Origin of the sequence: Bradyrhizobium sp. 45 (assembly GCF_023073155.1) — a bacterium.
Classification (GTDB): domain Bacteria; phylum Pseudomonadota; class Alphaproteobacteria; order Rhizobiales; family Xanthobacteraceae; genus Bradyrhizobium; species Bradyrhizobium canariense_D.
In genome coordinates this window covers 410,355-432,094 of sequence record NZ_JADPIX010000049.1, presented here as the reverse complement: position 1 = coordinate 432,094, position 21,740 = coordinate 410,355, and the positions used below count along the sequence as shown (strand labels likewise).

General features: G+C 66.0%; 16 protein-coding genes. 6 read left to right on the top strand and 10 right to left on the bottom strand.

Annotation, left to right across the window (positions count from 1 at the left end; all coding sequences use genetic code 11):
• Positions 1-45 precede the first annotated feature (45 nt).
• The 6 genes from IVB42_RS08410 (at position 46) to IVB42_RS08385 (ending at position 5,942) form a co-directional block, all read left to right on the top strand.
• The gene (locus IVB42_RS08410) at positions 46-717 is read left to right on the top strand and encodes a phosphoribosylanthranilate isomerase (RefSeq protein ID WP_018455762.1); all 672 of its coding nucleotides are present in this window, start codon (positions 46-48) and stop codon (positions 715-717) included.
• On the top strand, positions 714-1,931 hold the full coding sequence (gene trpB, locus IVB42_RS08405; protein WP_018455763.1) for a tryptophan synthase subunit beta: 1,218 nt from the start codon (positions 714-716) through the stop codon (positions 1,929-1,931). The genes IVB42_RS08410 and trpB overlap by 4 nt, the downstream gene beginning before the upstream one ends.
• Positions 1,928-2,764, top strand: coding sequence for a tryptophan synthase subunit alpha (trpA, locus tag IVB42_RS08400; RefSeq protein ID WP_018455764.1), 837 nt, complete (start codon positions 1,928-1,930; stop codon positions 2,762-2,764). The genes trpB and trpA overlap by 4 nt, the downstream gene beginning before the upstream one ends.
• Positions 2,765-2,888: 124 nt before the next feature.
• Positions 2,889-3,830 (top strand): acetyl-CoA carboxylase, carboxyltransferase subunit beta, encoded by a 942-nt coding sequence (gene accD, locus IVB42_RS08395; RefSeq protein WP_018455765.1) that lies wholly within the window; start codon positions 2,889-2,891, stop codon positions 3,828-3,830.
• Entirely contained in the window at positions 3,827-5,170 is a 1,344-nt protein-coding gene (locus IVB42_RS08390) for a folylpolyglutamate synthase/dihydrofolate synthase family protein (RefSeq protein ID WP_204513029.1), read from the top strand. Before accD ends, IVB42_RS08390 begins: the two co-directional genes overlap by 4 nt.
• A gap of 31 nt (positions 5,171-5,201) precedes the next feature.
• A complete protein-coding gene (locus IVB42_RS08385) occupies positions 5,202-5,942 on the top strand; it encodes a metallophosphoesterase family protein (RefSeq protein WP_083926409.1) in 741 nt (246 codons plus the stop codon).
• 9 nt (positions 5,943-5,951) lie between these two features.
• Here IVB42_RS08385 and IVB42_RS08380 read toward each other — a convergent pair whose 3' ends face one another.
• From IVB42_RS08380 to coaBC, 10 genes are all read right to left on the bottom strand, one after another.
• Positions 5,952-6,965, bottom strand: coding sequence for an ATP-dependent DNA ligase (locus tag IVB42_RS08380; protein ID WP_018455767.1), 1,014 nt, complete (start codon positions 6,963-6,965; stop codon positions 5,952-5,954).
• 145 nt (positions 6,966-7,110) lie between these two features.
• Entirely contained in the window at positions 7,111-7,431 is a 321-nt protein-coding gene (trxA, locus tag IVB42_RS08375) for a thioredoxin (protein ID WP_007598398.1), read from the bottom strand.
• 62 nt (positions 7,432-7,493) lie between these two features.
• Positions 7,494-11,003 carry a double-strand break repair helicase AddA gene (gene addA, locus IVB42_RS08370; RefSeq protein WP_018455768.1) on the bottom strand — a complete coding sequence of 1,170 codons (3,510 nt, stop codon included), beginning with the start codon at positions 11,001-11,003 and terminating at the stop codon, positions 7,494-7,496.
• Positions 10,997-14,143: a double-strand break repair protein AddB gene (gene addB / locus IVB42_RS08365; RefSeq protein ID WP_247398872.1), complete on the bottom strand. Its 3,147-nt coding sequence runs from the start codon at positions 14,141-14,143 to the stop codon at positions 10,997-10,999. Before addB ends, addA begins: the two co-directional genes overlap by 7 nt.
• Before the next feature lie 127 nt (positions 14,144-14,270).
• Entirely contained in the window at positions 14,271-14,993 is a 723-nt protein-coding gene (locus tag IVB42_RS08360) for a nucleotidyltransferase family protein (protein ID WP_018455770.1), read from the bottom strand.
• 124 nt (positions 14,994-15,117) lie between these two features.
• On the bottom strand, positions 15,118-15,435 hold the full coding sequence (locus tag IVB42_RS08355; protein ID WP_018455771.1) for a PilZ domain-containing protein: 318 nt from the start codon (positions 15,433-15,435) through the stop codon (positions 15,118-15,120).
• A 129-nt stretch (positions 15,436-15,564) separates the two neighbouring features.
• Complete coding sequence (locus tag IVB42_RS08350) at positions 15,565-17,109, bottom strand: bifunctional tRNA (adenosine(37)-N6)-threonylcarbamoyltransferase complex ATPase subunit type 1 TsaE/phosphotransferase (RefSeq protein ID WP_018455772.1); 1,545 nt, start codon at positions 17,107-17,109, stop codon at positions 15,565-15,567.
• Positions 17,106-19,610: a PAS domain-containing sensor histidine kinase gene (locus IVB42_RS08345; RefSeq protein WP_018455773.1), complete on the bottom strand. Its 2,505-nt coding sequence runs from the start codon at positions 19,608-19,610 to the stop codon at positions 17,106-17,108. The genes IVB42_RS08350 and IVB42_RS08345 overlap by 4 nt, the downstream gene beginning before the upstream one ends.
• Positions 19,611-19,788: 178 nt before the next feature.
• Entirely contained in the window at positions 19,789-20,247 is a 459-nt protein-coding gene (gene dut, locus IVB42_RS08340) for a dUTP diphosphatase (protein ID WP_018455774.1), read from the bottom strand.
• Positions 20,244-21,704 carry a bifunctional phosphopantothenoylcysteine decarboxylase/phosphopantothenate--cysteine ligase CoaBC gene (gene coaBC, locus IVB42_RS08335; RefSeq protein ID WP_018455775.1) on the bottom strand — a complete coding sequence of 487 codons (1,461 nt, stop codon included), beginning with the start codon at positions 21,702-21,704 and terminating at the stop codon, positions 20,244-20,246. Before coaBC ends, dut begins: the two co-directional genes overlap by 4 nt.
• Positions 21,705-21,740 lie beyond the last annotated feature (36 nt).

Below are 21,740 nucleotides of genomic sequence, written 5' to 3'. Positions count from 1 at the left end.
GACCCGCGGCCCTCCATTTGCTTTGAGCCCATATCCGTCGAGAACATGTCCTTGCTCGTCAAAATCTGCGGCCTGTCCACGCCCGAGACGCTCGAAACGGCGCTCGAGGCGGGTGCCGACATGGTGGGCTTTGTGTTCTTCCCGCCGTCGCCGCGGCATTTGTCGCTGGAAGCCGGCCGGGAGCTCGGCCGGCAGGTGAAGCGGCGCGCGCTCAAGGTCGCGCTCACCGTCGATGCCGACGATGCCACGCTCGACAACATCATGGACGCGCTGTCGCCGGACATTTTCCAGCTTCATGGCACGGAGAGCGTGGCCCGGCTGCGCGACATCAGGCAACGGGTCGGTCGTCCGGTGATGAAGGTCGTGCCGGTCGCAACGTCAGCGGATCTCGCCGTGCTGCCCGGTTACGCCGAGATAGCCGAACGCATCCTGTTCGATGCGCGCGCACCGAAGGACGCAACGCGGCCAGGCGGCCTCGGCGCACCATTCGATTGGCATCTGCTCGGAAACCTGGAGCTCGCGTTGCCGTATATGGTCTCGGGCGGCCTCAGCGCCGACAACGTCGCCGAAGCCGTTCGCGTCACCCGGGCCGGTGGCGTCGACGTCTCCTCCGGTGTCGAGAGCGCCCCGGGCGTGAAGGACCCCGAGATGATCAAGGCCTTCATTCGCGCCGCGCGCGCAAGCCAAGATGCAAGTCAAGAGTTGAGCGTCCGATGAATGTTGCAAAACCCAATTCCTATCGCAGCGGCCCCGACGAGCGCGGCCATTTCGGCATTTTCGGCGGACGCTTCGTTGCCGAAACCCTGATGCCGCTGATCCTCGATCTGGAGAAAGCCTACACCGAGGCCAAGGTCGACCCGGCCTTCCAGATCGAGATGAACGGCTATCTCAAGAATTATGTCGGCCGGCCCTCGCCGCTCTATTTCGCCGAGCGTCTGACCGAGCATCTGGGCGGCGCCAAGATCTACCTCAAGCGCGAAGAGCTCAACCACACCGGCTCGCACAAGGTGAACAACGTGCTCGGCCAGATCATGCTGGCGCGACGCATGGGCAAGAAGCGCATCATCGCCGAGACCGGCGCCGGCCAGCACGGTGTCGCCACCGCGACGCTGTGTGCGCGCTTCGGCCTGGAATGCATCGTCTATATGGGCGCCGTCGACGTCGAGCGGCAGCAGCCCAACGTCATCCGCATGGAGATGTTGGGCGCAACGGTCATTCCAGTGCAGTCGGGCACGCGCACGCTGAAGGATGCCATGAACGAGGCGCTGCGCGACTGGGTCACCAACGTGCACAACACCTTCTACTGCATCGGCACGGTCGCGGGTCCGCATCCCTATCCGACGCTGGTCCGCGACTTCCAGTCGATCATCGGCAACGAGACCAAGGTGCAGATGCAGGAGATCGAAGGCCGCCTGCCGGATTCGCTGGTCGCCTGTATCGGCGGCGGCTCCAACGCGATGGGCCTGTTTCATCCGTTCCTCGACGATTCCACCGTCGAGATCTTCGGCGTCGAAGCTGCGGGCCACGGGCTGACGCAACTGCATGCGGCGTCGATCGCGGGCGGTCGTCCCGGCGTGCTGCACGGCAACCGCACCTATCTCCTGATGGACGCCGACGGCCAGATCCAGGACGCGCATTCGATCTCCGCCGGGCTCGACTATCCCGGCATCGGCCCCGAGCACTCCTGGCTGCACGAGATCGGCCGCGTGAACTATCTCTCCGCGACCGACGACGAGGCCCTCGCAGCGTTCCAGTTGCTGTCAAAGCTGGAAGGCATCATCCCCGCGCTCGAGCCGGCACATGCCATCGCCAAAGTGATGGAGCTCGCGCCGAAGCGGACCAAAGATCACCTGATGGTCGTCAACCTCTCCGGCCGCGGCGACAAGGACGTCCCGCAGGTCGGCGACATCCTGAGGGGCAAGAGCAAGTGACCACGCGTATCGACACCCGTTTCGCCGAGCTGAAGAAAGCCGGCCGCTCGGCCTTCGTGACTTATGTGATGGCCGGCGATCCCGATCTCACGACGTCGCTCAATATCGTCAAGGCGTTGCCCAAGGCAGGCGCCGACGTGATCGAACTCGGTATTCCCTTCACCGATCCGATGGCGGATGGTCCCTCGATTCAGGCTGCCGGTCTGCGCGCGCTCAAGAACGGCATGACGTTGAAGAAGACGCTGGAACTGGTGCGTGATTTCCGCAAGGACGACAACGTCACGCCGCTGGTGCTGATGGGCTATTACAATCCGATCTACATCTACGGCGTCGACAAGTTTTTGGTTGATGCCAAGACGGCCGGGGTCGACGGCCTGATCATCGTCGATCTGCCACCCGAGGAAGACGAGGAGCTCTGCATTCCCGCGCTGAAGGCGGGCCTGAACTTCATTCGCCTGGCGACCCCGACCACCGACGACAAGCGCCTGCCCGCGGTGCTCGCGAACACGTCAGGCTTTGTCTACTATGTCTCTATCGCCGGCATCACCGGCGCAGCGGCGGCGGACGCCAATGCCGTTGGCGACGCGGTCGCGCGCATCAAGCGGCATACCAAGCTCCCGATATGCGTCGGTTTCGGCATCCGCACGCCGGAGGCGGCGCGCGCCATTGCCGAAAAGGCCAATGGCTCGGTAGTCGGCACCGCGCTGGTCGATGCGCTCAAGAACAGCCTCGATGCGGAAGGGCGCGCGACGGCCAAAACCGTCAACGCCGTCGCCGAGCTGACGGCGGCACTGGCCCAGGGCGTCAAGGGCGCGCAACAGGCGGCGGAATAGGCCTTAATTCCGCTGCCAAGTCCGACGAGCAAGGCGGACGATACGGCGGCTTGCCGGGCCGGGTCCCGGCCGCCATATATCCCTTCAGGTGGTCCCCAGGCGGGATCGCACATCGGAGCAAACCATGAACTGGCTTACCAATGTGGTCCGGCCGAAGATCCGCAACATGCTGCGGCGGGAGACGCCGGAGAATCTGTGGATCAAGTGCCCGGATTCCGGACAGCTCGTGTTCTACAAGGACGTCGAGGCCAACCAGTTCGTCATCCCCGGCTCGAACTATCATATGCGCATGAATGCGGTGGCGCGTCTGAAGTCGATTTTCGACAATGAGACCTGGTACGACGTCGCGCTGCCTGACGTCACGCCCGATCCGCTCAAGTTCCGTGACGAGAAGAAGTACGTCGATCGCATCAAGGATGCCCGCGCGCGGACCAATCTGAACGACGCGATCAAGGTCGGCTACGGCAAGCTCGAAGGTGCCGCCGTCGTCGTCGCGGTGCAGGATTTCGACTTCATGGGCGGCTCGCTCGGCATGGCCGCGGGCGAAGCCATCGTGCGCGGGCTCGAGCTCGCGGTCGAGAAGAAGTCACCCTTCATCGTGTTCGCCGCCAGTGGTGGCGCGCGCATGCAGGAAGGCATCTTGTCGCTGATGCAGATGCCGCGCACCACGGTCGCGGTGCAGATGCTGCGTGAAGCAAAACAGCCCTACATCGTCGTGCTGACCAACCCGACCACCGGCGGCGTCACTGCGTCCTATGCGATGCTCGGCGACGTGCAGATTGCCGAGCCCGGTGCGCTGATCGGTTTTGCCGGCGCGCGCGTGATCGAGCAGACCATCCGCGAAAAACTCCCCGAGGGGTTTCAGCGCGCCGAATACCTCAAGGAGCACGGCATGATCGACATGGTCGTGCATCGCCACGAATTGCGCCCGACCCTGGCGCGGCTCTGCCGACTGTTGACCAGGGCGCCGGCGCTTGAGACCGCGTCAAAGCCGGTGCAGCCGGTCGTCAGTCCGGCGCAGATTGTATCGGCTCCCGAAACGGCGCCGGCCGCGCCGCACGCGTGAACGCTTCCTCCGACCGCGCAAAGCCGCCGCTCGACGAATTGATCGGGCGGCTGTCGGCCCTGCACCAGAAACGCATCGATCTCGGGCTGGAGCGGATGCACCGCCTGTTCGAGCGGCTCGGTCATCCCGAGCGCAAGCTGCCGCCGGTGATCCACATCGCCGGTACCAACGGCAAGGGCTCGACGCTCGCTTATCTGCGCGCGACGCTGGAGGCAGCTAACCTGCGCGTCCACGCTTACACTTCACCCTATCTCGTTCGCATCAACGAATGCTTCCGGCTCGGCCGCGTCGGGGGCGGCGTGCTGGTCGGCGACGACGAGTTGCGCGCGGCACTGGAAGAGGTCGAGCGTGTCAATGCCGGCGAGCCGGCCACCGTGTTCGAGCTCAAGACGGCGGCTGCATTTCATCTGTTCGCGCGGAACCCGGCCGATGTGGTTCTGCTGGAGGTCGGCCTTGGCGGTCGGCTTGATTCAACCAATGTGGTTGACGCGCCGGCGGCCTGCGTGATCACGCCTGTCAGCATGGACCACATGGATTTCCTCGGTGACACCTTGACGTCGATCGCGGGCGAAAAGGCTGGGATCATCAAGCGTGGCGTGCCCGTGGTTTGCGCCGAGCAGCCGGCTGAGGCGATGGCCGTGATCGAGGCGCAGGCCAGGCGCATGCGCGCGCCGTTGTTTGCCGCGGGCGAGAGCTGGCATGTCAATGTCGAGAACGGGCGGCTGGTTTATTCCGATGAGCGCGGCTTGATGGATCTCACAGCGCCGCGCCTGTTCGGCCGGCACCAGTTCGACAATGCCGGTCTCGCCATCGCGACGTTGCGGGCCACCAACGCCTTCAAGATCAACCAGGCGGCGTTCGAGGCGGGGATCGTCGGTGCGGAATGGCCGGCGCGGATGCAGCGCATCGCTTCGGGCGAGCTGCTCGCTCTCGGCCCGCAGGGCTCGGAGATCTGGCTCGACGGCGGCCACAATGCGGAAGGCGGCCGCGTCGCGGCGGCCGCGCTCGGCGATCTCGAAGAGCGGGTGTCGCGGCCGCTGGTCGTGATCGTGGGCATGATGGCCAACAAGGACGCGAAAGGCTTTCTCGCCAATTTCGCCGGTCTGACCCGTCACATCATCGCAGTGCCGATTCCCGACACCGACAACGCGATGCCGGTCGACCGCCTTACGGATGCCGCCCGCAGCCTCGGCATGCGCGTCGAGCCCGCGCCCGGCGTGGAGGCCGCACTGCGCGCCTTGGCGAAGCTCGCCTACGAAGTGCCGCCGCGCATTCTGATCACCGGCTCGCTCTATCTCGCCGGCCACGTGCTCGCCATCAACGGCACGCCTCCTGTATAGTCTTCGCTCCATCCGAGCTACGGGAAGACCCATGCGTTTTGCCGCGATTGCCGACGTCCACGGAAATTACCTGGCGCTGGAAGCTGTGCTCGCCGACATCCGCGCGCAAGGCGTCTCCGAGATCGTCAATCTCGGCGACATGCTGAGCGGCCCGCTCGATGCGCGCCGGACCATCGAAATCCTGATGCAGCTCGATGCCGTGCACGTGCTCGGCAATCATGACCGCTATCTGCTCGACCGTCCGCCCGAGAAGATGGGCTCGTGGGATCGCCCGGCCCATGCCGCGCTCAATGCCGCGCAACTCGACTGGCTGCGCGCGCAGCCGATGACGCGCGTCTTTCGCGATCAGGTGTTCCTCTGCCACGCGACGCCCGACAATGACGAAGTCTATTGGCTCGATACCGTGCATCCCGACGGCGCGGTGGCGCTGTCGCCGCTCGATCGCATCGAGAAATTTGCGCAAGGCATCACGCAATCGCTGATCCTGTGCGCCCACACCCATCTCGCCCGTGCCGTGCGACTTCGCGACGGAAGGCTGATCGTCAATCCCGGCAGCGTGGGCGGCCCGGGCTTCCGTGACAAGCATCCGTTCCCGCATGTCGTCGAGGCCGGCACGCCGCACGCGCGCTATGCGATCCTTGAGCTAACCGATGGTGCCTGGCAGGTCACGTTCCGCCATGTGGTCTATGATCACGAGGCGATGGCCACGCTCGCTCGCCGCAACGGCCAGCCGGAGTTGGCGAACGCGCTGGCGACGGGATGGCTTGCCTAGCGGCTACGGCTACGGCTGTTTTAGCAGCTTCATCGGATCCACCGCCTTCTGCTTCAGCTGCTCGAAGCTGCATTGCCGCGGGGCCTTGTCGAGGCGCCAGCGCAGGATCGAGGTGCCGTGGCGAAAGCGGTCGCCGCTGAAATGGTCATAGCAGACCTCGATCACCAGCTTCGGCTTGAGCGGACACCACTTCGCCGAGCGCTCGGTGGACCAGCGGCTGGGGCCGCCCGGCGCGTTGCCGGTGAAGCCGGGCTCGCCGATCAATGCCTCAAGCCGATCGGTCAGGTCAGGCTTTTCCGCCGCTTTGATCGCCGAGGTGAAGCCGACATGGTGCAGGAGACCATCGTCATCGTAAAGCCCGAGCAGCAGCGAACCGACCACGCTCCGGCCGGCGATCTTGTTGGTCGCATAGCGGAAACCGCCGACCACGCAATCGGCGCTGCGGAATTTCTTGATCTTCTGCATGCCGTCGCGATTTCCCGCCTGGTAGGGCAGGTCGACGCGCTTGGCGATGACGCCGTCCGAGCCGCCGCCGGATTGCGCCAGCCACTTTTTCGCAAGGGCGTAGCTCGTCGTCGCCGGTGAGAGGCGGAAGATGCTGCTTTTCAGATTCGCCTTGGCAAACGCTTCCAGCGCCGGTCGCCGCTCCCTCAGCGGTTGCCCGGCAAGCTGCTTCTCCCTGGCCGTCGCAAGCAGATCGAAGGCGAGATAGAGCGCCGGCGTCTCCTCCGAGAGTTTCTTCACGCGGCTCGCCGCAGGGTGAATGCGTTGCAGCAGCGCGTCGAAGGAAAACCCCTTGCCGTGCGGCACGACGATCTCGCCGTCGAGGGTGAAGCGATCCGCCTTCAGCTTCAGCGCCGCGGCGACGATCTCGGGGAAATAACGCGCAAGGTCTTCACCGGATTTCGAGCGCAGATCAATGCTGCCGCCGTTGCGCGAGAGCAGGCAACGAAAGCCATCCCATTTCGGCTCGTATTGCCACTCCTTGCCGCGCGGGATCGCGTCGACCGAGCGCGCCTCCATCGCCACGAGGGGGTCCGACTTTCGCGCGCGTTTTGCGGGAGGAGGAGGCAACAGGCGGGACTCATCATACGCTGGACATGTCCCATCAACGCGAAACGGCCGACTTTCGCCGGCCGTTTCCAAAAATAATCTTGCGCGCGGCGGATCAGACCGCGGAAGTGATCCACTGCTGCAGCTTCGCCTTCGGCGCCGCGCCGACCTGGCGGGAGGCCATCTCGCCGCCCTTGAAGATCATCAGGGTCGGGATCGACATCACGCCATATTTCGACGCGGTCTTCGGGCTCTCGTCGACGTTGAGCTTCACGATCTTGACCTTGTCGCCCATCGCGCCGGCGATCTCGTCGAGCGCGGGTGCGATCATGCGGCAGGGGCCGCACCATTCGGCCCAGAAATCGACGACCACGGGGCCGTTTGCCTTGAGCACTTCGGCTTCGAAATCGGTGTCAGAAACCTTACCAACGGCCATGGGAGTACCTCGTACCTGAGAGAACGGCGCGACGGGAATCGCGCCAAGATCATGGCGTCAACCTATGAATGGCTCCTTGCCGGGTCAAGGACGCTCACACCGAGATGAAGAGATGCCAGCGCCGCGTCCAGCGCGGGAGCCGAAATCTCCATATATTCAAGGGCCTCGGTCCAAAGCAGGACGGCGCGGACAGGCTTTTGGGGATAAAGCCGCGATAGCACCGCCCGATAGAGCGCAAGCTGCCGGACATAGGCGGCGGGCGCCGCATCGGCGCTCCTGGGAGCCGCCTGATTGGTCTTGAAATCGACGATCAGGACCTCATCCGGCCGAACGACCAACCGGTCGATCTGCCCCGACACCAGCGCCCGGGCGTGGCCCGGCCGTTCCAGCCGGCCGACGATCGCGACCTCCGCCCGGCTGCCGGCCGCAAACACGGGCGCAAACCGTGGCTCGGCGATCAAGCCGAGCACCTTGTCGGCCAGCGCGGTCCGGTCGGCCTCCGCCCAATCCGCCGCGTTGCGCGCCATGAAGCCGAGCGCGGCCTCGCGTCGGCGCTCAGTGGCGATGTCGGGGAGCGATTGCAATAGCCGGTGCACCAGCGTGCCGCGTTGCAGCGCGAGCGCGCGGGACTGCACTGATTCGCCCGACTGCACGGCGCGGCCGTCCCCGGACGGCTGGCCGGAGGGGCGCACCGGATCGTCGTCGATGGTGTCGCGCGGTGCCGGCGTCCGCAGCCAGTCCGGGAGCGCGGTCGCCTGGTCCAACGAGGCCGCGGGCGTGCCCAGCGCCACGACATCCTCCGGTCGGGAGAAGCGCGTCGCCTTTCCCAGCGGCGTCTCGATCGTCTCTTTCGTCAGGCCCGAGCCGGCGAGCCCGGTGTCGACCAGATCGTACCAGCTCAGCTTGCGAACCGTCTTCATGTTGCCGGGCATGCAGCCGCCGACGATGAGCCGGTCGGCGGCGCGCGTCATCGCGACGTAGAGCAGGCGGCGATATTCGTCCTCGGTCTCCTCGAGCATCGCCTTGCGCGCCTCGACGACGGGTTTGGGATCATCCGCCTTGCGTCCGGCCCAGACCACCACCTCGCCGCCATTGCCGCGCGGGACATGGATCAGCCGCAGCCGCTGCGAATCCGCTGGCGACGATGTAGTGTCGACCATGAACACGACCGAGGCCTCCAGGCCCTTGGCGCCGTGCACGGTCATCACCCGCACCTCATCGCGGGAGATCTCCATGTCGCGCTTCACCTCGGTATCGGCCGAGCGCAGCCAGGCCATGAAACCCTGCAGCGAGGCGGGCGCCTTGCGCTCGTAGTTCAGCGCCAGCTCCAGGAACTCATCGAGCGCGTCATTGGCCTCATGACCGAGCCGGCGCAGCATGCGCGCGCGTCCGCCGTCTCCCCCGAGCAACCAGGCGTAAAAGGCGAACGGCGTCTCCTCGCGCGCCCGCGTTTCGCAGGCTTCGAGGCCTCGCAACGCCGCAGCGAATGTCTCGCTTGTCGTGGCATGCTCGCCAAGCGCGCGGCGCAGCGATCCCTTGCGGTCATGGGCCAGCTGGAACAGATCGTCGTCATCGAGCCCGAACAGCGGGCTCTTCAGCGCGACCGCGAGCGCGAGATCGTCCTGCGGCAGCAGCAGCGCATCGGCAAGGTTCATCAGGTCGATGATTCCGATGTGCTCGGTGAGCTTGAGCCGATCGGCGCCCGCGACCGGAACGTTGGCATGCTTCAGCGCCTGGATCACGGCATCGAACGCATTGCCGCGCCGGCGCACCAGGATCAGCATGTCGCCATAGCGCAAGGGACGCCGCTCGCCTTCGTGCCCGGTCAGCGTGCCGCTCTCGACCAGCCGCTTGATCTCGGTTTGGATCCGGCGCGCGAGCTTCACCTCGGGGCTGGTGGCGGCGACGCCGTCGAACGGCGCGCGCCAGCCCTCGATTTCCTGCCTGTCGTCGGCTTCCGCAAGGTCCCACAGCTCGATCACGCTGGGGCCGGCATCGCCGAGTGCATTGTGCAGGGGATGACCGGTCTCGAGCGAATGGATGCTCTTGTAGATCGCGGGCTCGCGGAAGACGTGGTCGACCGAATGCAGGATCGCGGCGCCGGAGCGGAACGAATAGGTGAAGGCGACCGGATCGAATTTCAGTCCGGCCGCCGTGAACTTGCGGTGCAGTTCGCGCCGGCGTGCATCGAATTCCCGGGGCTGGGCGCCCTGGAACGAGAAGATCGACTGCTTCTCGTCGCCGACAGCGAAGACGGTGCGGTTCAGGCCCTCGCGCGCACCTTCGCCGGCGGTGAACTCCGAGATGATGTGCGCGACGATGTCCCACTGCCGCGGACTTGTGTCCTGGGCTTCGTCGATCAGCACGTGATCGACGCCGCGGTCGAGCTTGTAATGCACCCAGCCCGAGGAAACGCGATCGAGCATCGCCAGCGTCTTGTCGATGAGGTCGTCATAGTCAAGCAGCCCGCGCTCCTGCTTCTCGCGGCGGTAGTTTGCGGCAGCCGCGGTCGCGATATGCAGCAGGGCCGCGGTGCGGTCGCGCATGGTCACCGCACGGCGCGTCTCGACCAATCCGGCGACGCGCTGCGCCTCGTTCTCGAACAGGCGGGCGACGGACGGGTTGTGATCGCAAAACTTCTTGGTCAGCACCGCCTTGCGCGGCAGCTTTTCGTCGGTGAGGAAAACGCTGAGATAGGCATCGACCTGCGCGGCGCCGGAAAAGACCTTTGCCTCGCGAAGCCGGCAGGCCTGGTCGTTGTCGGACTTGCTGCCGTCCTCCAGCGCAAAGGCGATCTCGTTCCAGCGCGATCGCGGCAGGAACGGACCGTCGACAATCTCCGTCTCGACGTCCTCGATGCGATCGTTCGCGTCCACCCCCAGCGCCGCTGCCATCTGCACGGCAGCCAGCTCCGCGCTGCCGGCTTCATCGGTCCAGGCCATGAAGTGATCGCGGCTCAGGCAAGCCTCGCGCACCACCTCCTTGAAGGTGACATCGGCGGCGCTCGCCATCGCGGTCAGCAGCGCGCGGCCGGTCACGCTGTCTGGGTCGCGCGCGGCCTCCAGCAGCACCTTCAGATTGGCGCGTTCCATCATGTCGGTCTGGTCGCGCTCGTCGATCACGGCGAAGCGCGCGGGGACATTGGCCTCGAACGGAAACTGCTGGAGCAAACGCGTGCACAGCGCGTGGATGGTCTGCACCTTGAGCCCGCCCGGCGTCTCCAGCGCACAGGCGAACAGCTTTCGTGCGTCGCGCCGCAATTTTGCAGTGGGATGCGGGATGCCGACCGCGCGGATCGCCGCATCGAGTGCCGTGTCGTCGAGCGTCACCCAATGCCCGAGCGTGGTGAACACGCGCTCGGCCATGTTGGCGGCAGCCGCCTTGGTGAAGGTAATGCAGAGGATCTTTTCCGGCGGCACGCCCGCGAGCAGCAGGCGGATCACGCGCTGCACCAGCACATGCGTCTTGCCCGAGCCGGCATTGGCCGACACGAAGGCCGACGCGGACGGGTCCGATGCGCGCGCTTGCCTGGCGCGCACCTCATCCGGGATGGGGCGCGGTGCCTTCACCATTCCTCGATCCCCAATCCACCGGCCGCGGACCATTCCTTGATCCGGGCGAGATCGTCATAGGCGCCGTAGCGATTGGTCCACATCGGCAGGTTCAACGAGGTATAGGGCTGGTTCTCGTCCTCGAAGGCGCGGATCAGCGCCTCGAGCTTGGCCCTGGCCTCGGCAGCCGCGGTGTCCGGCGGCTGCGGCTCGTCGCCCTGCTTGAACTTGAGTTCGAGAATGCGTTCTTCGCCCGGCGGATTGTTGCCGCTCAGGCGAACATAGACGAGCTGGCTCACGGACGCGCCGGCATCGATGTCGGGAAAACCACCCTCGCGCAGGATCGCGGCTTCCAGCGTGAGCTGCGGCGACAGGCCCATGCGGACCTGCTTGCCGGTCGGTGGCTGGCCGGTCTTGTAGTCGAGGATGGCGTAGCCGCCGCCCCGGCGCCGTTCGATGCGGTCGGCGCGCGCGGAGAGACGGAAGCTGCGCCCATGGTCGAGCGGGATCGAGATCTCGCCGCGAGTTTCCGCGGCGATCGCCTCGATCGCGTCGCGCCGCGCCGTCTCCCATTCGCCGAACCAGCGTGCGATGCGCTGGAAGCGCGGCCACCACAGCGCCCGCGCCTCGGGTCGCTCCATCAGCGGCTCAAAGTATTTTTCGCCGATCGCGCGCAGCACGCGCGCCGGATCGTCGGGCAGATCGGTGGCGTAGCGTTCCGTGAACTCTCCGAGCGCATCGTGGATCGCCGAGCCGCGGTCGGCGGCCGACAGCGGCATGTCGACGGGATCGAGCGCGTCGAGCCGCAAAATGTGTTTTGCGTAGATCGTATAGGGATCGCGCAGCCAGTCCTCGATCCCAGTCACAGACATCCTGAGCGGCCGGGTCGCGCGTGGCGGTCGCGGCTCGGGCTGCTTGATCGGCCTCACCTCGTCGGGCTGGTCCAGCGCGGCTGCGAACTGCACGTATTTCTCGCCCGCGCGAATCGCGGCCTTCCAGTGCGCATCGCCCGCGACCGCCTCCAACCGGTGCAGGAAGCGCGAGGCAATCGCCGGGGCACCGCCAGCCTTGGCGGAGTGGGTGAGGATGACCTCGTCGCCGCCCAGCAGTTGCGCAAAATCATGCGCGGAGAGGCCGATACGGCGTTCCGGCAGATCGAGGCCCAGCTGGTGCCGCATCGGCCGGCTCAGCCACGGATCGATGCGCGGCGCCGGTGGCCAGACCCCCTCGATCAGCCCGCCGACGATGATGCGGTCGGCCTGCATCAGGCGTGATTCCAGCGGTCCGTAGATCTGGAGCCGCGCGCCTGGCCTGTCCCGCCGCCGCACCGCGCGATCGCTGAACGCGGTCTGGAACACGTCTGCGTAGTCGGGCAGCGTGACCATCAGTCCGCTGGTCGTGCCGCCGCGCAGGAGATCGTCGAAGGCGCTCGCGAGCGCGAGGCCCTCGCGGTCCTCGAAGGCCACGGAAATGCCCTGCTCGTCGCGCGACAGCTCGATCATGATCTCGCGATGCCGATGCGCGAGTTCGGCGAAGTCATACGGTTTTGATGACGCAAGACTCTCGATCGGCGCCAAGGCTTGTCGTAAGGCATCGATCAGCGCCTGGATGCGATCGAGGTCTTCCGCCTTGAGACGTGCGCGCGGCTCGGCCTTATGCAGCGCGGAGACTTCGCTGCGCCACAGCTTGGCCAGCTCCTCGCGAAAGCGATTGAATTCGCGCAAGAGGCCGGCGGTGCCTGCAGGCGGGCGCGTGCCGCGCAACAAGGCGAGCTCCAGGCCTTCGATCGCAGCCTTCCATGCGCCAGGGGCCCGGCCGAGCCGGCATAGCGGATGCTTCAACATTGCGAGCAGCGTCGGCGGCTCCAGTCCCTTGGTCGCAGCCTCAGCTGTCAGTCGGGCAAAGACGCCGGCGGAGGTTTCCATCAGGACGTCGCCGCCGGAATCGTCGAATGCGAGATCCCACCGGGTCAGCGCGGCCATCACCCGCCGCGCCAGGGCGCGATCGGGCGTGACAAGTGCGGCGGATTTGTCGAGGTGCCGCGCCTCGCGCATCGCAATGGCGATGGCGAGCGCTTCCATTTCAGGGTTGGGAGCTTCGACAACCGCGAGGTTCTTCATACCGCCGGTGATCTTTAAGGCCACATCCGGCTGCTTCAACCGATCGTGCCAGATCTCGGTCTTGGCCGATGGCCGCATCGATTCGGAGGCGAGCAGATCGCGACCGCCTTCCGCCGGAGGCTTGAGGATATCGACGTCGCTGCGCTTGATGCCAAAGCGATCCAGCAGCGCGTGCATGGCATATTGCGGATGGTTCGAGACCGGATGCTCCGCGAACTTGCCGAGCGCATCGCGGACGCCGCCGATGCTGCGCCAGGCATCGTCATCGAGATCAGTGTCGAGGCCGGGCAGCACCACGGCGCCATGCGGCAGCGAAGCGACTGCGTGGAGAAATCTTGCCGTGGCCGGCATCGAGCCGGTCGAACCGGCCGCGATCACGGGGCCATGGCGATGCACGGTCAGCCGCCTGGCTTCGGCATTGATCAGGAGGTCGCGGCGGGCAGCGGGTTCGATGCGTTTGATTTCGGCGAGATGACCGGGCCAGGCGATGCGCGCGATGCGCAGGAATTCGAGCGAATGCTGCCAGTAGCGGTCGAGCATATCGGGCACGAGGCCATCGAGCGCGCTCCAGTCGACGCCGCGCGTGACCATGTCGTCGATCAGCCGCGCGAGATCGGACGCCAGTGCCAGCGTCGACGCGGGGCCGCCGACGACCAGCGGAGACAGCACCGGACCCTTGGCCCAGGCCGCGACGAGTTGCGCCAGTGTCAGCCGCCGTTCGAGCTCGCCGAGCCGCGGCGGAATGTCGAGCGGCGTTGCGCCGGAAAACTGTTCGCCCTCATCGGCGAAAGCGAGCTCATCCTCGTCGATGTCGCCGAGCGCGACGATCCGCGGCAGCACGACAGCCTCCGCCTTCATCTCGTCGAGGAAGATCTCGCGGACGACGCGCATGGCGCGCCGTGTCGGCAGGTACAGCGTGGCATCCGCCAGCCGTGCCGGCTCCTTGCGTGCCTCAAAGCCCTCGACCAGCCGGCCGTCGAGCAAGCCTGAGACGACGGTGCGCAGGAACGGAACTGAGATGGGAACGCTGAAAACGCGCATGAGCTGCCTGATTCGGGAATCAGGCGCCAATATAGGGAGGCGGAGTCAAATGGTCATGGGCGGAGGTGGGATAGTCCCCGCTGTTTGCCGGACCAGAACAGGTGCCGTAGGGGACAATGGCGCAGCCCTACGCCACGCTCTCCAGAAACGCCTCTTCCGCCGCGTGCACGGCATCAGGCGTGCCGACATGCATCCAGACGCCGTCGAGGCGAAGGCCGAACAGCCGCTCCTGCTCGTTGGCACGATCGAACATCTTGGTCAGCGAGAACTCGCCCGCGGGGGCATCGGCGAAGATCGACGGCGACAAAATCGCAGCGCCGGCATAGACGAACGGAACGACCTCTTTTTCCTTGCGCTTGCGCAGGGCACCGTCGGCCAGCATGCCGTAATCGCCGCGGCCGCTATAGCCGATGCTGGTCGCCGTCGGCGCCATCAGCAGCAAAATGTCCATCCGCGCGGGATCAAAGTTTTCGGCGAGCCGCGTCAGGTTGGAGCGTACGCCGTCGATCCACAGCGTGTCGGAATTGACGTGAAAGAACGGTGCGTCCCCGAGCAGCGGCAGTGCCTTGACCACGCCGCCGCCGGTGCCGAGCACCTGGTCGCGCTCGTCCGAGATGGTCACGCGCGGATGCTGGCGGGATGCGGTGTGATCGATGATCTGGTCCGGCAGGTAATGCACGTTGACCACCGCCTCGCTCACGCCGGCCCGACCGAGCTTGTCGAGCACATGGTCGAGCAGCGGCTGGCCGGCCACCGGAACCATCGGTTTCGGCATCTTGTCCGTCAACGGACGCATGCGCAGGCCGAACCCTGCGGCGAGCACCATGGCTTTGGTCGGTTTGACGGGCATCCTTCGCTTTCTCAGACCTACTGATCTCGCGTTCGCAGCAATCCTAACATGAGGTTCGACCGACCGCACCGCGTCTTAACCGCCTTAACCACCTGCCGTGACGCTTGTACGACAGGTGTTGCCGTTACGCCCCGATGGACGTTGACCGCGCCTTTTTCTTCTTGTCACCGAGCTTGAGAAAGTTGACGCCGATCTGGTCACCATTCACCCAGGCGAGCTCGCAGCGTCGGTACGCAAGTCCGGTGGACGACAGCAGCAGAAAAAACTCCTTCAGATGCAGGCCTTCGACTGAGCCGTCGATGGTCAATTTGGCGCCGCTGTCGGAGACGTCCTCCATGGTGCAATCGCGCCGCCAGGTGCCGTCGATACCCATCATCTGGGCCGCGATCCCGCGCTCGAAAACAACCCGGCTGTTGCCGCGCTGGTCCGTCTTCACCGCCATCTGCCCTGCTCCAGCCCCGTAATCATCCGGCTGCTCCGCCGCCAGGTTACCGGCGTCTTGGCTAACAGCCGGTAAATCGAGCCCTGAATCAGCCTTTTCAGCCCCTACTAGCCTTTTCCGCCTTGGGCCTCAGCCTTGGGCCGGGCCTTGGGCCTGCCTTTGGGGCGGCGGGACGTTGGCGAGATACCAGTCGCGCAGATGGGCGAGCGTGGGATGCGCCAGGGAGCGCTGGAGATAGGTCCAGATCCGCGGCTGGTGACGCAGATAATGCGGCTTGCCGTCGCGGCGGTTGAGGCGGGCAAAGGTGCCGAGCAGACGCGTGTTCCGCTGCGCCGACATGATGGCGTAGAGCTCGGCGAAGCCGGCCGCATCGAAGCTCGCCTCGCTGGCGCGGCGCGCCTTGATGTAGCGCGACAGCAGCGTCAGCTCGATCGCCTCGGGCACGTCGATGCGGGCGTCCTGGAGCAGCGACACCACGTCGTAGGATTGCGGCCCCAGCACGGTGTCCTGGAAATCGATCACGCCGACGCGTTCGATGCCGGTGCGATTGCTGAGCCAGATCAGATTCGGCGAGTGATAATCGCGGATGATCCAGGTCTTCGGCGCGGCCTGCGCCTTCTGCAGCAACTCGCGCCACATGGCGAAAAATTCGGCGCGCTTCGCGTCGTCCAGCGGCGCGTTGCGATCAGGCAGGTACCATTCCGGCATCAAGCCGATTTCGATCAGCAGCGCCTCGATATCGAAGACGGGAATGGCGTAGGTCTGCCGCCCGAGCGGCAGCGTTTGCGGCAGCGTCTTGCCGTGCAGCACGGCCAGCAGATCGGCCGCGGCTTCGTAGCGTTCGGCGATCGGGCGCGGCGGATCGCCCTCGATCACGCCTTCGGTGCCGAAGTCTTCGCTGATCAGGAACCCGTGGTCGAGGTCGGAATGATGGATCGCGGGCGCCGAGATTCCCTGCGCGCGCAGGCCCTCGTCGATGGCGACGAAGGGTTTGATGTTTTCGGCGAGATGCACCGCGGCGCTGTAGGATTTTCCGTTGTACATCGCAGCACCATCGGGGCGCTGCGGCGAATTCATGAGGATGACGATCTCGTCGTCGCGCTGCAGCCGCGCATAGGAGCGCGTCGAGGCGTCGCCCGCCATGCGTTTGCGCGTTGCCTCCATGTAGCCGGATGCATCGAGGAATTCGCGCAGCGCCTGCAGCCGCGCGACGATGGCGGCAGCCTTGCCATGGCCGGTGATGTCGGCGGCGCGTGCATTCGAGCCCAGCGCCGGCCGGTGCGTCAGCGCGATGTCGATGCGGTCTTGAGGCATCGCCGACGGCGCGCGCTCCGGCCATTCGATCAGGACGAGGGTTGCTTCCGGCAGCGGCGACAGCCCGATCTCTTCGAGCTCGCTCTCGTCCTCGACGCGGTAGAGGTCGGCATGCATCACCGGGAACGGTGGCAGCTCGTAGCCCTGCACCAGCGTGAAGGTCGGGCTCGGCACTTCCAGTGCATCGTCGCCGGCGAGGTAGCGGATCATGGCCCGCGCCGCCGCGGTCTTGCCGGCCCCGAGATCGCCGGTGAGCGTGATGACATCGCCGGGGCCGACCAGCAGCGCGAGGTCGGCCACTAGTTGCGCAGTGGCTGTCTCGTTGCGGAGCGCGACGGCGAATGTGGTTGGCGCAGTCATTCGGCGGCGTCGCGATGCGCCGCCTGGTCGGTCGGGAAGTCACAGATCACGACCGTGCCCCTGCCCACGATCGAATCCACCCGGATATTGCCGCCATGCAACTCGACGAAGGAGCGCACCAGCGACAGGCCGAGCCCGGCGCCGCGATGACGCGAGCCTTGCGAGCGGCTCTCGAACCAGTTGAACACCTTGTCCTTCATGTCGGCAGGTATTCCAGGCCCGGAATCTGTCACAGTGAAGACCACACTGCGTTCGGTGCGGCGGGCGCTGATGCCGACGGTGGAATCCGGTGGAGAAAACCCGACGGCGTTGGCGAGGAGATTATAGAGCACCTGCACCACGCGCTTCTCGTCGCCGGTGAAGCTGCCGACATCGGGCGCGATCTCGACCTTGAGGCGGATGCGGTCGGTGGCGAGCCGGTCCTGAAGACCCTCGGCGGCGAGCTCGATGGTCTTGCTGACGTCGACCGGGCCGAGTTCCAGCTTCATGGCACCGGCGTCGATGGTGGCGAGATCCAGGATGTTGTTGGTCAGCGCCAGCAGCGCATTGGTCGATTTGGTGACGTAGTCGAGATATTCGGCCTGTTTCGGGGTCAGCGGCCCGGTCGAGGGATCGCTGAGGAAATGCGCAAAGCCGATGATGGTGGTGAGCGGCGAGCGCAGCTCGTAGGAGACGTGGTGGACGAAATCCACCTTCATCTGGTCGGCCGCCTCCAGCGCCTCGTTGCGCTCGCGCAGAGCGCGCTCGACGTTCTCGGTGTCGGTGATGTCCTGGAACGTCAGCATCGTGGCGCCGTCGTGCAGCGGCCGGATCATGCCGTCGAGCACGCTGCCGTCCTTGCGCTCAAGCTTCAGCGGAATGTCGGCGCGGCTCTCGATCGAGGTGACGGCCTCGCGGATCTGCCGCCAAACGATCGCGTCGTCGAACAGCTGATGGCACCAGCCCTCGACCGTCTGGATGTGCGGCTCGTCGCGCATGGCGTCAGCGGACAGCTTCCACATCCGGACGAACGCCGGGTTGAACAGCTGCGCCCTGCCATTGCTGCCGAACACCGCAACGCCCTCGGCGAGGCTATCCAGCGTCTCACGCTGGACCCGGATCATGCCGTCGAAGCGGCGGGCGAGCTCCAGGCTCTCGGTGACGTCGTCGAACAGATAGGTGACGCCGCCCTCGGGATTCGGCGTGGTGACGACGGAGAGCGCGCGCCCATCGGGCAGATACCAGGTGTCCTTGGCGGCCTCGACCGCCCGATAAGCCTCGTGCAGCTTGGCCTTCCAGGCGCGGAAGTCCGGCTGCTCCGGCAATTTGCGCGCGGCGCGAAGCTTGTCGAGCACGCTGGAATCATCGGGGTTGGCGTCGAGAAAGGTGCGGTCGAGGTCCCACAGCTGGCGGTAGGAATCATTGTAGAAGGCAAGCCGGCGCTGGCCATCGAACACGGCAACGCCCGAGGAGAGCTGGTCCAGCGTACGGCGATGCGCCTCCGCCATCCGCACCAGCGCCGAGCTCAAGGCATCCGCCTCGCTGGCATCGATGGCAACGCCGACATTGCCGCCACCGACATTGACGGCGCGCACATCATAGATGCGCCGCTCGCCGCCGATCACGATCGGCAGCCGCGAGGTGAAATTGGCCGCTTCCTTCAGTCCCCGCTCCATCGCGGTGCGGTCGGCGCTGTCGAGCAGCTCGAGCTTGCGCTCCTGGGCGTCGGTGATGCTCGCCGCCTCGGTCGCACGGACATAGGCGGGATTGGCATAAGCCAGCGCGCCGTTCTCGCCCTTGGCCCAGATCGGCCAGGGGGCGGCGGTCGCGAAGCCGCGCAACATCTCCGTCTCGTCGGAAAGTGCCTTGTAACGCAGATTGGTCTCGGCCAGATCGCGGCGGAGCCCCGAGAGTTCGCGAATCCTGACGATGGCTTGGCCACCGATGGCGCGGCCGATGGCCTCCAGCGTGTGGCCATGCGCGGTGGTGAGCGTCAGCTGGAACCCGTCGCCGCGGTCGCGCAGCGCATCGACGGCGTGATCCATCTGCAGCGCCGGTTCCGGCGGCAACCAGGTTCCAAACGCGAGCACGCGCTGCGGAGAGGAGTCGCGCGGCAGCACCATGGAGATGTCACCGGAGATCTGCGCGCGATTGTCGCCGGCCGGCCAAGAGATCAGGATCTGCGGCTCGGCGAACAGCAATGCGCCGAAGCGGTCGGCCTGGAGCTGGAGTTCCCCGATCCGGGCGCGCAGCCGCGCCTCGTTCTTCGCCGTGCGCACGCGCGTGCGCATCAGGAGGATCGCGGCGACCACCGAGAAGCCGAGCAAGGCCAGCGCGGTGGCCAGCACCGCGAGCTCCTGCCGGTTGAAATCCAGCAACGTTGAGAGTGTGTCGACGAGGTCGGCGGCCTCAGCCGGCGCAGCCGGCAGCAGCGCCGCGAGAGCGCTTCCCAACAAGCCGTTGCGCACCAGCGATGTGCACGACAGCAGCGTCCGACGCATCGACACGATCACGCCTGACATAGTTGCCCCAAGATCGCACGAATTTGCGCGCGGCGACCCCCGTCGCGCGCGAATCAAACGACAATACCCTCACCGTGACTCCACCGGTAAGAGTCCAGATCGTGAACGCAACGGCGGTCCCAAAAAAATGCCGAAGGCGGTGTTCCAATTCGCGTAATTCCTCGGGTGATTCGGTGTGTTAGCGGCCGGTCGAGCCGAATCCGCTGGTCCCGCGATCGGTCGCGGACAATGTCGACACGGGAACCAGCGCGGCCTGCACCATTGGCGCAATCACCATCTGCGCGATGCGCTCGCCGCGCTTGACCACGAAGGCGGTCTGGCCGTGGTTGATCAGGATCACCTTGATCTCGCCGCGATAGTCCGCGTCGATCGTGCCCGGTGAGTTCAGCACGGTGACGCCGTGCTTGGCCGCAAGCCCGGAGCGCGGCCGCACCTGCGCCTCGTAGCCGGGCGGCAACGCGATCGCGAGTCCCGTCGGCACCAGCGCGTATTGGCCGGACGCGAGCGTCAGCGGCTCGTTCTCGGGCACCGCCGCCATCAGGTCGAGACCGGCGGCATCATTGGTCTGATAGGCCGGCAGCGGCAGCCCCTCCGCATGGGGCAGGCGTTGCAGTTCGACGGTGACTTTGGTGCTCAAGATGCGGGCTCCCGGGATTTGCCGGTCACGCTCTTTGCGATATGCGCGACCAATCGAATGGCGACCTGTTCCTTGGTCATCGCCGGCCAGGAATCAACTGCAATGTCGCCATCCTTCTCATCGTTCTTCTCACCGCTCTTGCTGATGAGGTGCACGGTGTTGCGGTCTCCGCCCATCACCCCGGTTGCGGGGGAGACGTCGTTGGCGACAATCCAGTCGCAGCCCTTGCGGGCAAGCTTCGACTTGGCGTTGTCGATGAGGTGCTCGGTCTCGGCGGCAAAGCCGATCACCAGTGGCGGCCGCTGGTCGGTCAGCTTGGAGATCGTCGCGAGGATGTCGGGGTTTTCGACCAGCTGGAGCGGCGGCATGCCGGCCGAAGTCTTCTTCAGCTTCTGCTCGCCTTCATTGGCGACCCGCCAGTCGGCGACGGCGGCGGCGAAGATCGCGATGTCAGCGGGGAGCGCGGCCTGCACCTGCTCCAGCATCTGCCGTGCCGATTCCACATGCTTGACTGTCACGCCCTGGGGATCGCTGAGATCGACCGGGCCGCTGACCAGGATTACCTCGGCGCCCGCGGCCTGTGCCGCGGCGGCGATCGCAAAGCCCTGCTTACCGGAGGATCGGTTGGCGATGTAGCGCACCGGATCGATCGGCTCGTGGGTCGGACCAGCCGTGATCAGCACGCGCTTGCCGGCGAGGGGGCGCGGCAACGGCGGCCGCAGCAGTCGCTCGGTGGCAGCCGCAATTTCGATCGCCTCGGACATGCGACCGATGCCGGCTTCACCGGCTTCCGCCATCTCGCCGGAATTCGGCCCGATCAGCATCACGCCGTCGCGTTGAAGTTGCGCGACGTTGCGCCGCGTCGCCGCGTTGTTCCACATCAGCGGGTTCATCGCCGGCGCGAGCAGGACCTTGCGGTTGGTCGCAAGCAGGATGGCGCTGGCGAGATCGTCGGCATGGCCGTTGGCCATCTTGGCCATCAAATCCGCGGTCGCAGGCGCCACCACGATCAGGTCGCACTCGCGCGCCAGCCGGATATGACCGGCGTCGAACTCGCTCTCGGGATCGAACAGGTCGGTGTGGACGCGCTCATGCGAGAGCGCGCTCACGGCCAATGCCGTGACGAATTGTTGCGCCGCCTTGGTCAGCACGCAGCGGACCTCGATCCGCCGCTCCTTGAGCCTGCGGATCAGGTCGAGCGATTTGTAGGCCGCGATCCCGCCGCCGATGATCAGGGTGACGTTGGCCTCGGGGAGGGCGCCGCTGCGCTGGGGCGTGGGGGTGGCGGAAGCCGCGGGCGGCGCCGTGAACGGCGTCAGGGGCTCCTCGCGGCCCTCGATCAGCTCGCCGAGGATGACCCGGACCTCTTCCTCGACCGACCTGCGGTTCCTGGCCGAGCGCAGCCTAAGGTAAGTTTTGATGCCTTCATCGAGCTTGCGAATGGTCAGGCTCGCCATGACACCCCTCCAGCACAAATGATGGCGATGCTATCA

What these genes read in the sequence shown, in the direction of transcription:
- IVB42_RS08410 (WP_018455762.1), top strand. Translation starts at nt 46, where the DNA reads ATGTCCTTGCTCGTCAAAATCTGCGGCCTGTCCACGCCCGAGACGCTC.
- trpB (WP_018455763.1), top strand. Translation starts at nt 714, where the DNA reads ATGAATGTTGCAAAACCCAATTCCTATCGCAGCGGCCCCGACGAGCGC.
- accD (WP_018455765.1), top strand. Translation starts at nt 2,889, where the DNA reads ATGAACTGGCTTACCAATGTGGTCCGGCCGAAGATCCGCAACATGCTG.
- IVB42_RS08385 (WP_083926409.1), top strand. Translation starts at nt 5,202, where the DNA reads ATGCGTTTTGCCGCGATTGCCGACGTCCACGGAAATTACCTGGCGCTG.
- IVB42_RS08380 (WP_018455767.1), bottom strand. Translation starts at nt 6,965, where the DNA reads ATGGAGGCGCGCTCGGTCGACGCGATCCCGCGCGGCAAGGAGTGGCAA.
- trxA (WP_007598398.1), bottom strand. Translation starts at nt 7,431, where the DNA reads ATGGCCGTTGGTAAGGTTTCTGACACCGATTTCGAAGCCGAAGTGCTC.
- addA (WP_018455768.1), bottom strand. Translation starts at nt 11,003, where the DNA reads ATGGTGAAGGCACCGCGCCCCATCCCGGATGAGGTGCGCGCCAGGCAA.
- addB (WP_247398872.1), bottom strand. Translation starts at nt 14,143, where the DNA reads ATGCGCGTTTTCAGCGTTCCCATCTCAGTTCCGTTCCTGCGCACCGTC.
- IVB42_RS08360 (WP_018455770.1), bottom strand. Translation starts at nt 14,993, where the DNA reads ATGCCCGTCAAACCGACCAAAGCCATGGTGCTCGCCGCAGGGTTCGGC.
- IVB42_RS08355 (WP_018455771.1), bottom strand. Translation starts at nt 15,435, where the DNA reads ATGGCGGTGAAGACGGACCAGCGCGGCAACAGCCGGGTTGTTTTCGAG.
- IVB42_RS08350 (WP_018455772.1), bottom strand. Translation starts at nt 17,109, where the DNA reads ATGACTGCGCCAACCACATTCGCCGTCGCGCTCCGCAACGAGACAGCC.
- IVB42_RS08345 (WP_018455773.1), bottom strand. Translation starts at nt 19,610, where the DNA reads ATGTCAGGCGTGATCGTGTCGATGCGTCGGACGCTGCTGTCGTGCACA.
- coaBC (WP_018455775.1), bottom strand. Translation starts at nt 21,704, where the DNA reads ATGGCGAGCCTGACCATTCGCAAGCTCGATGAAGGCATCAAAACTTAC.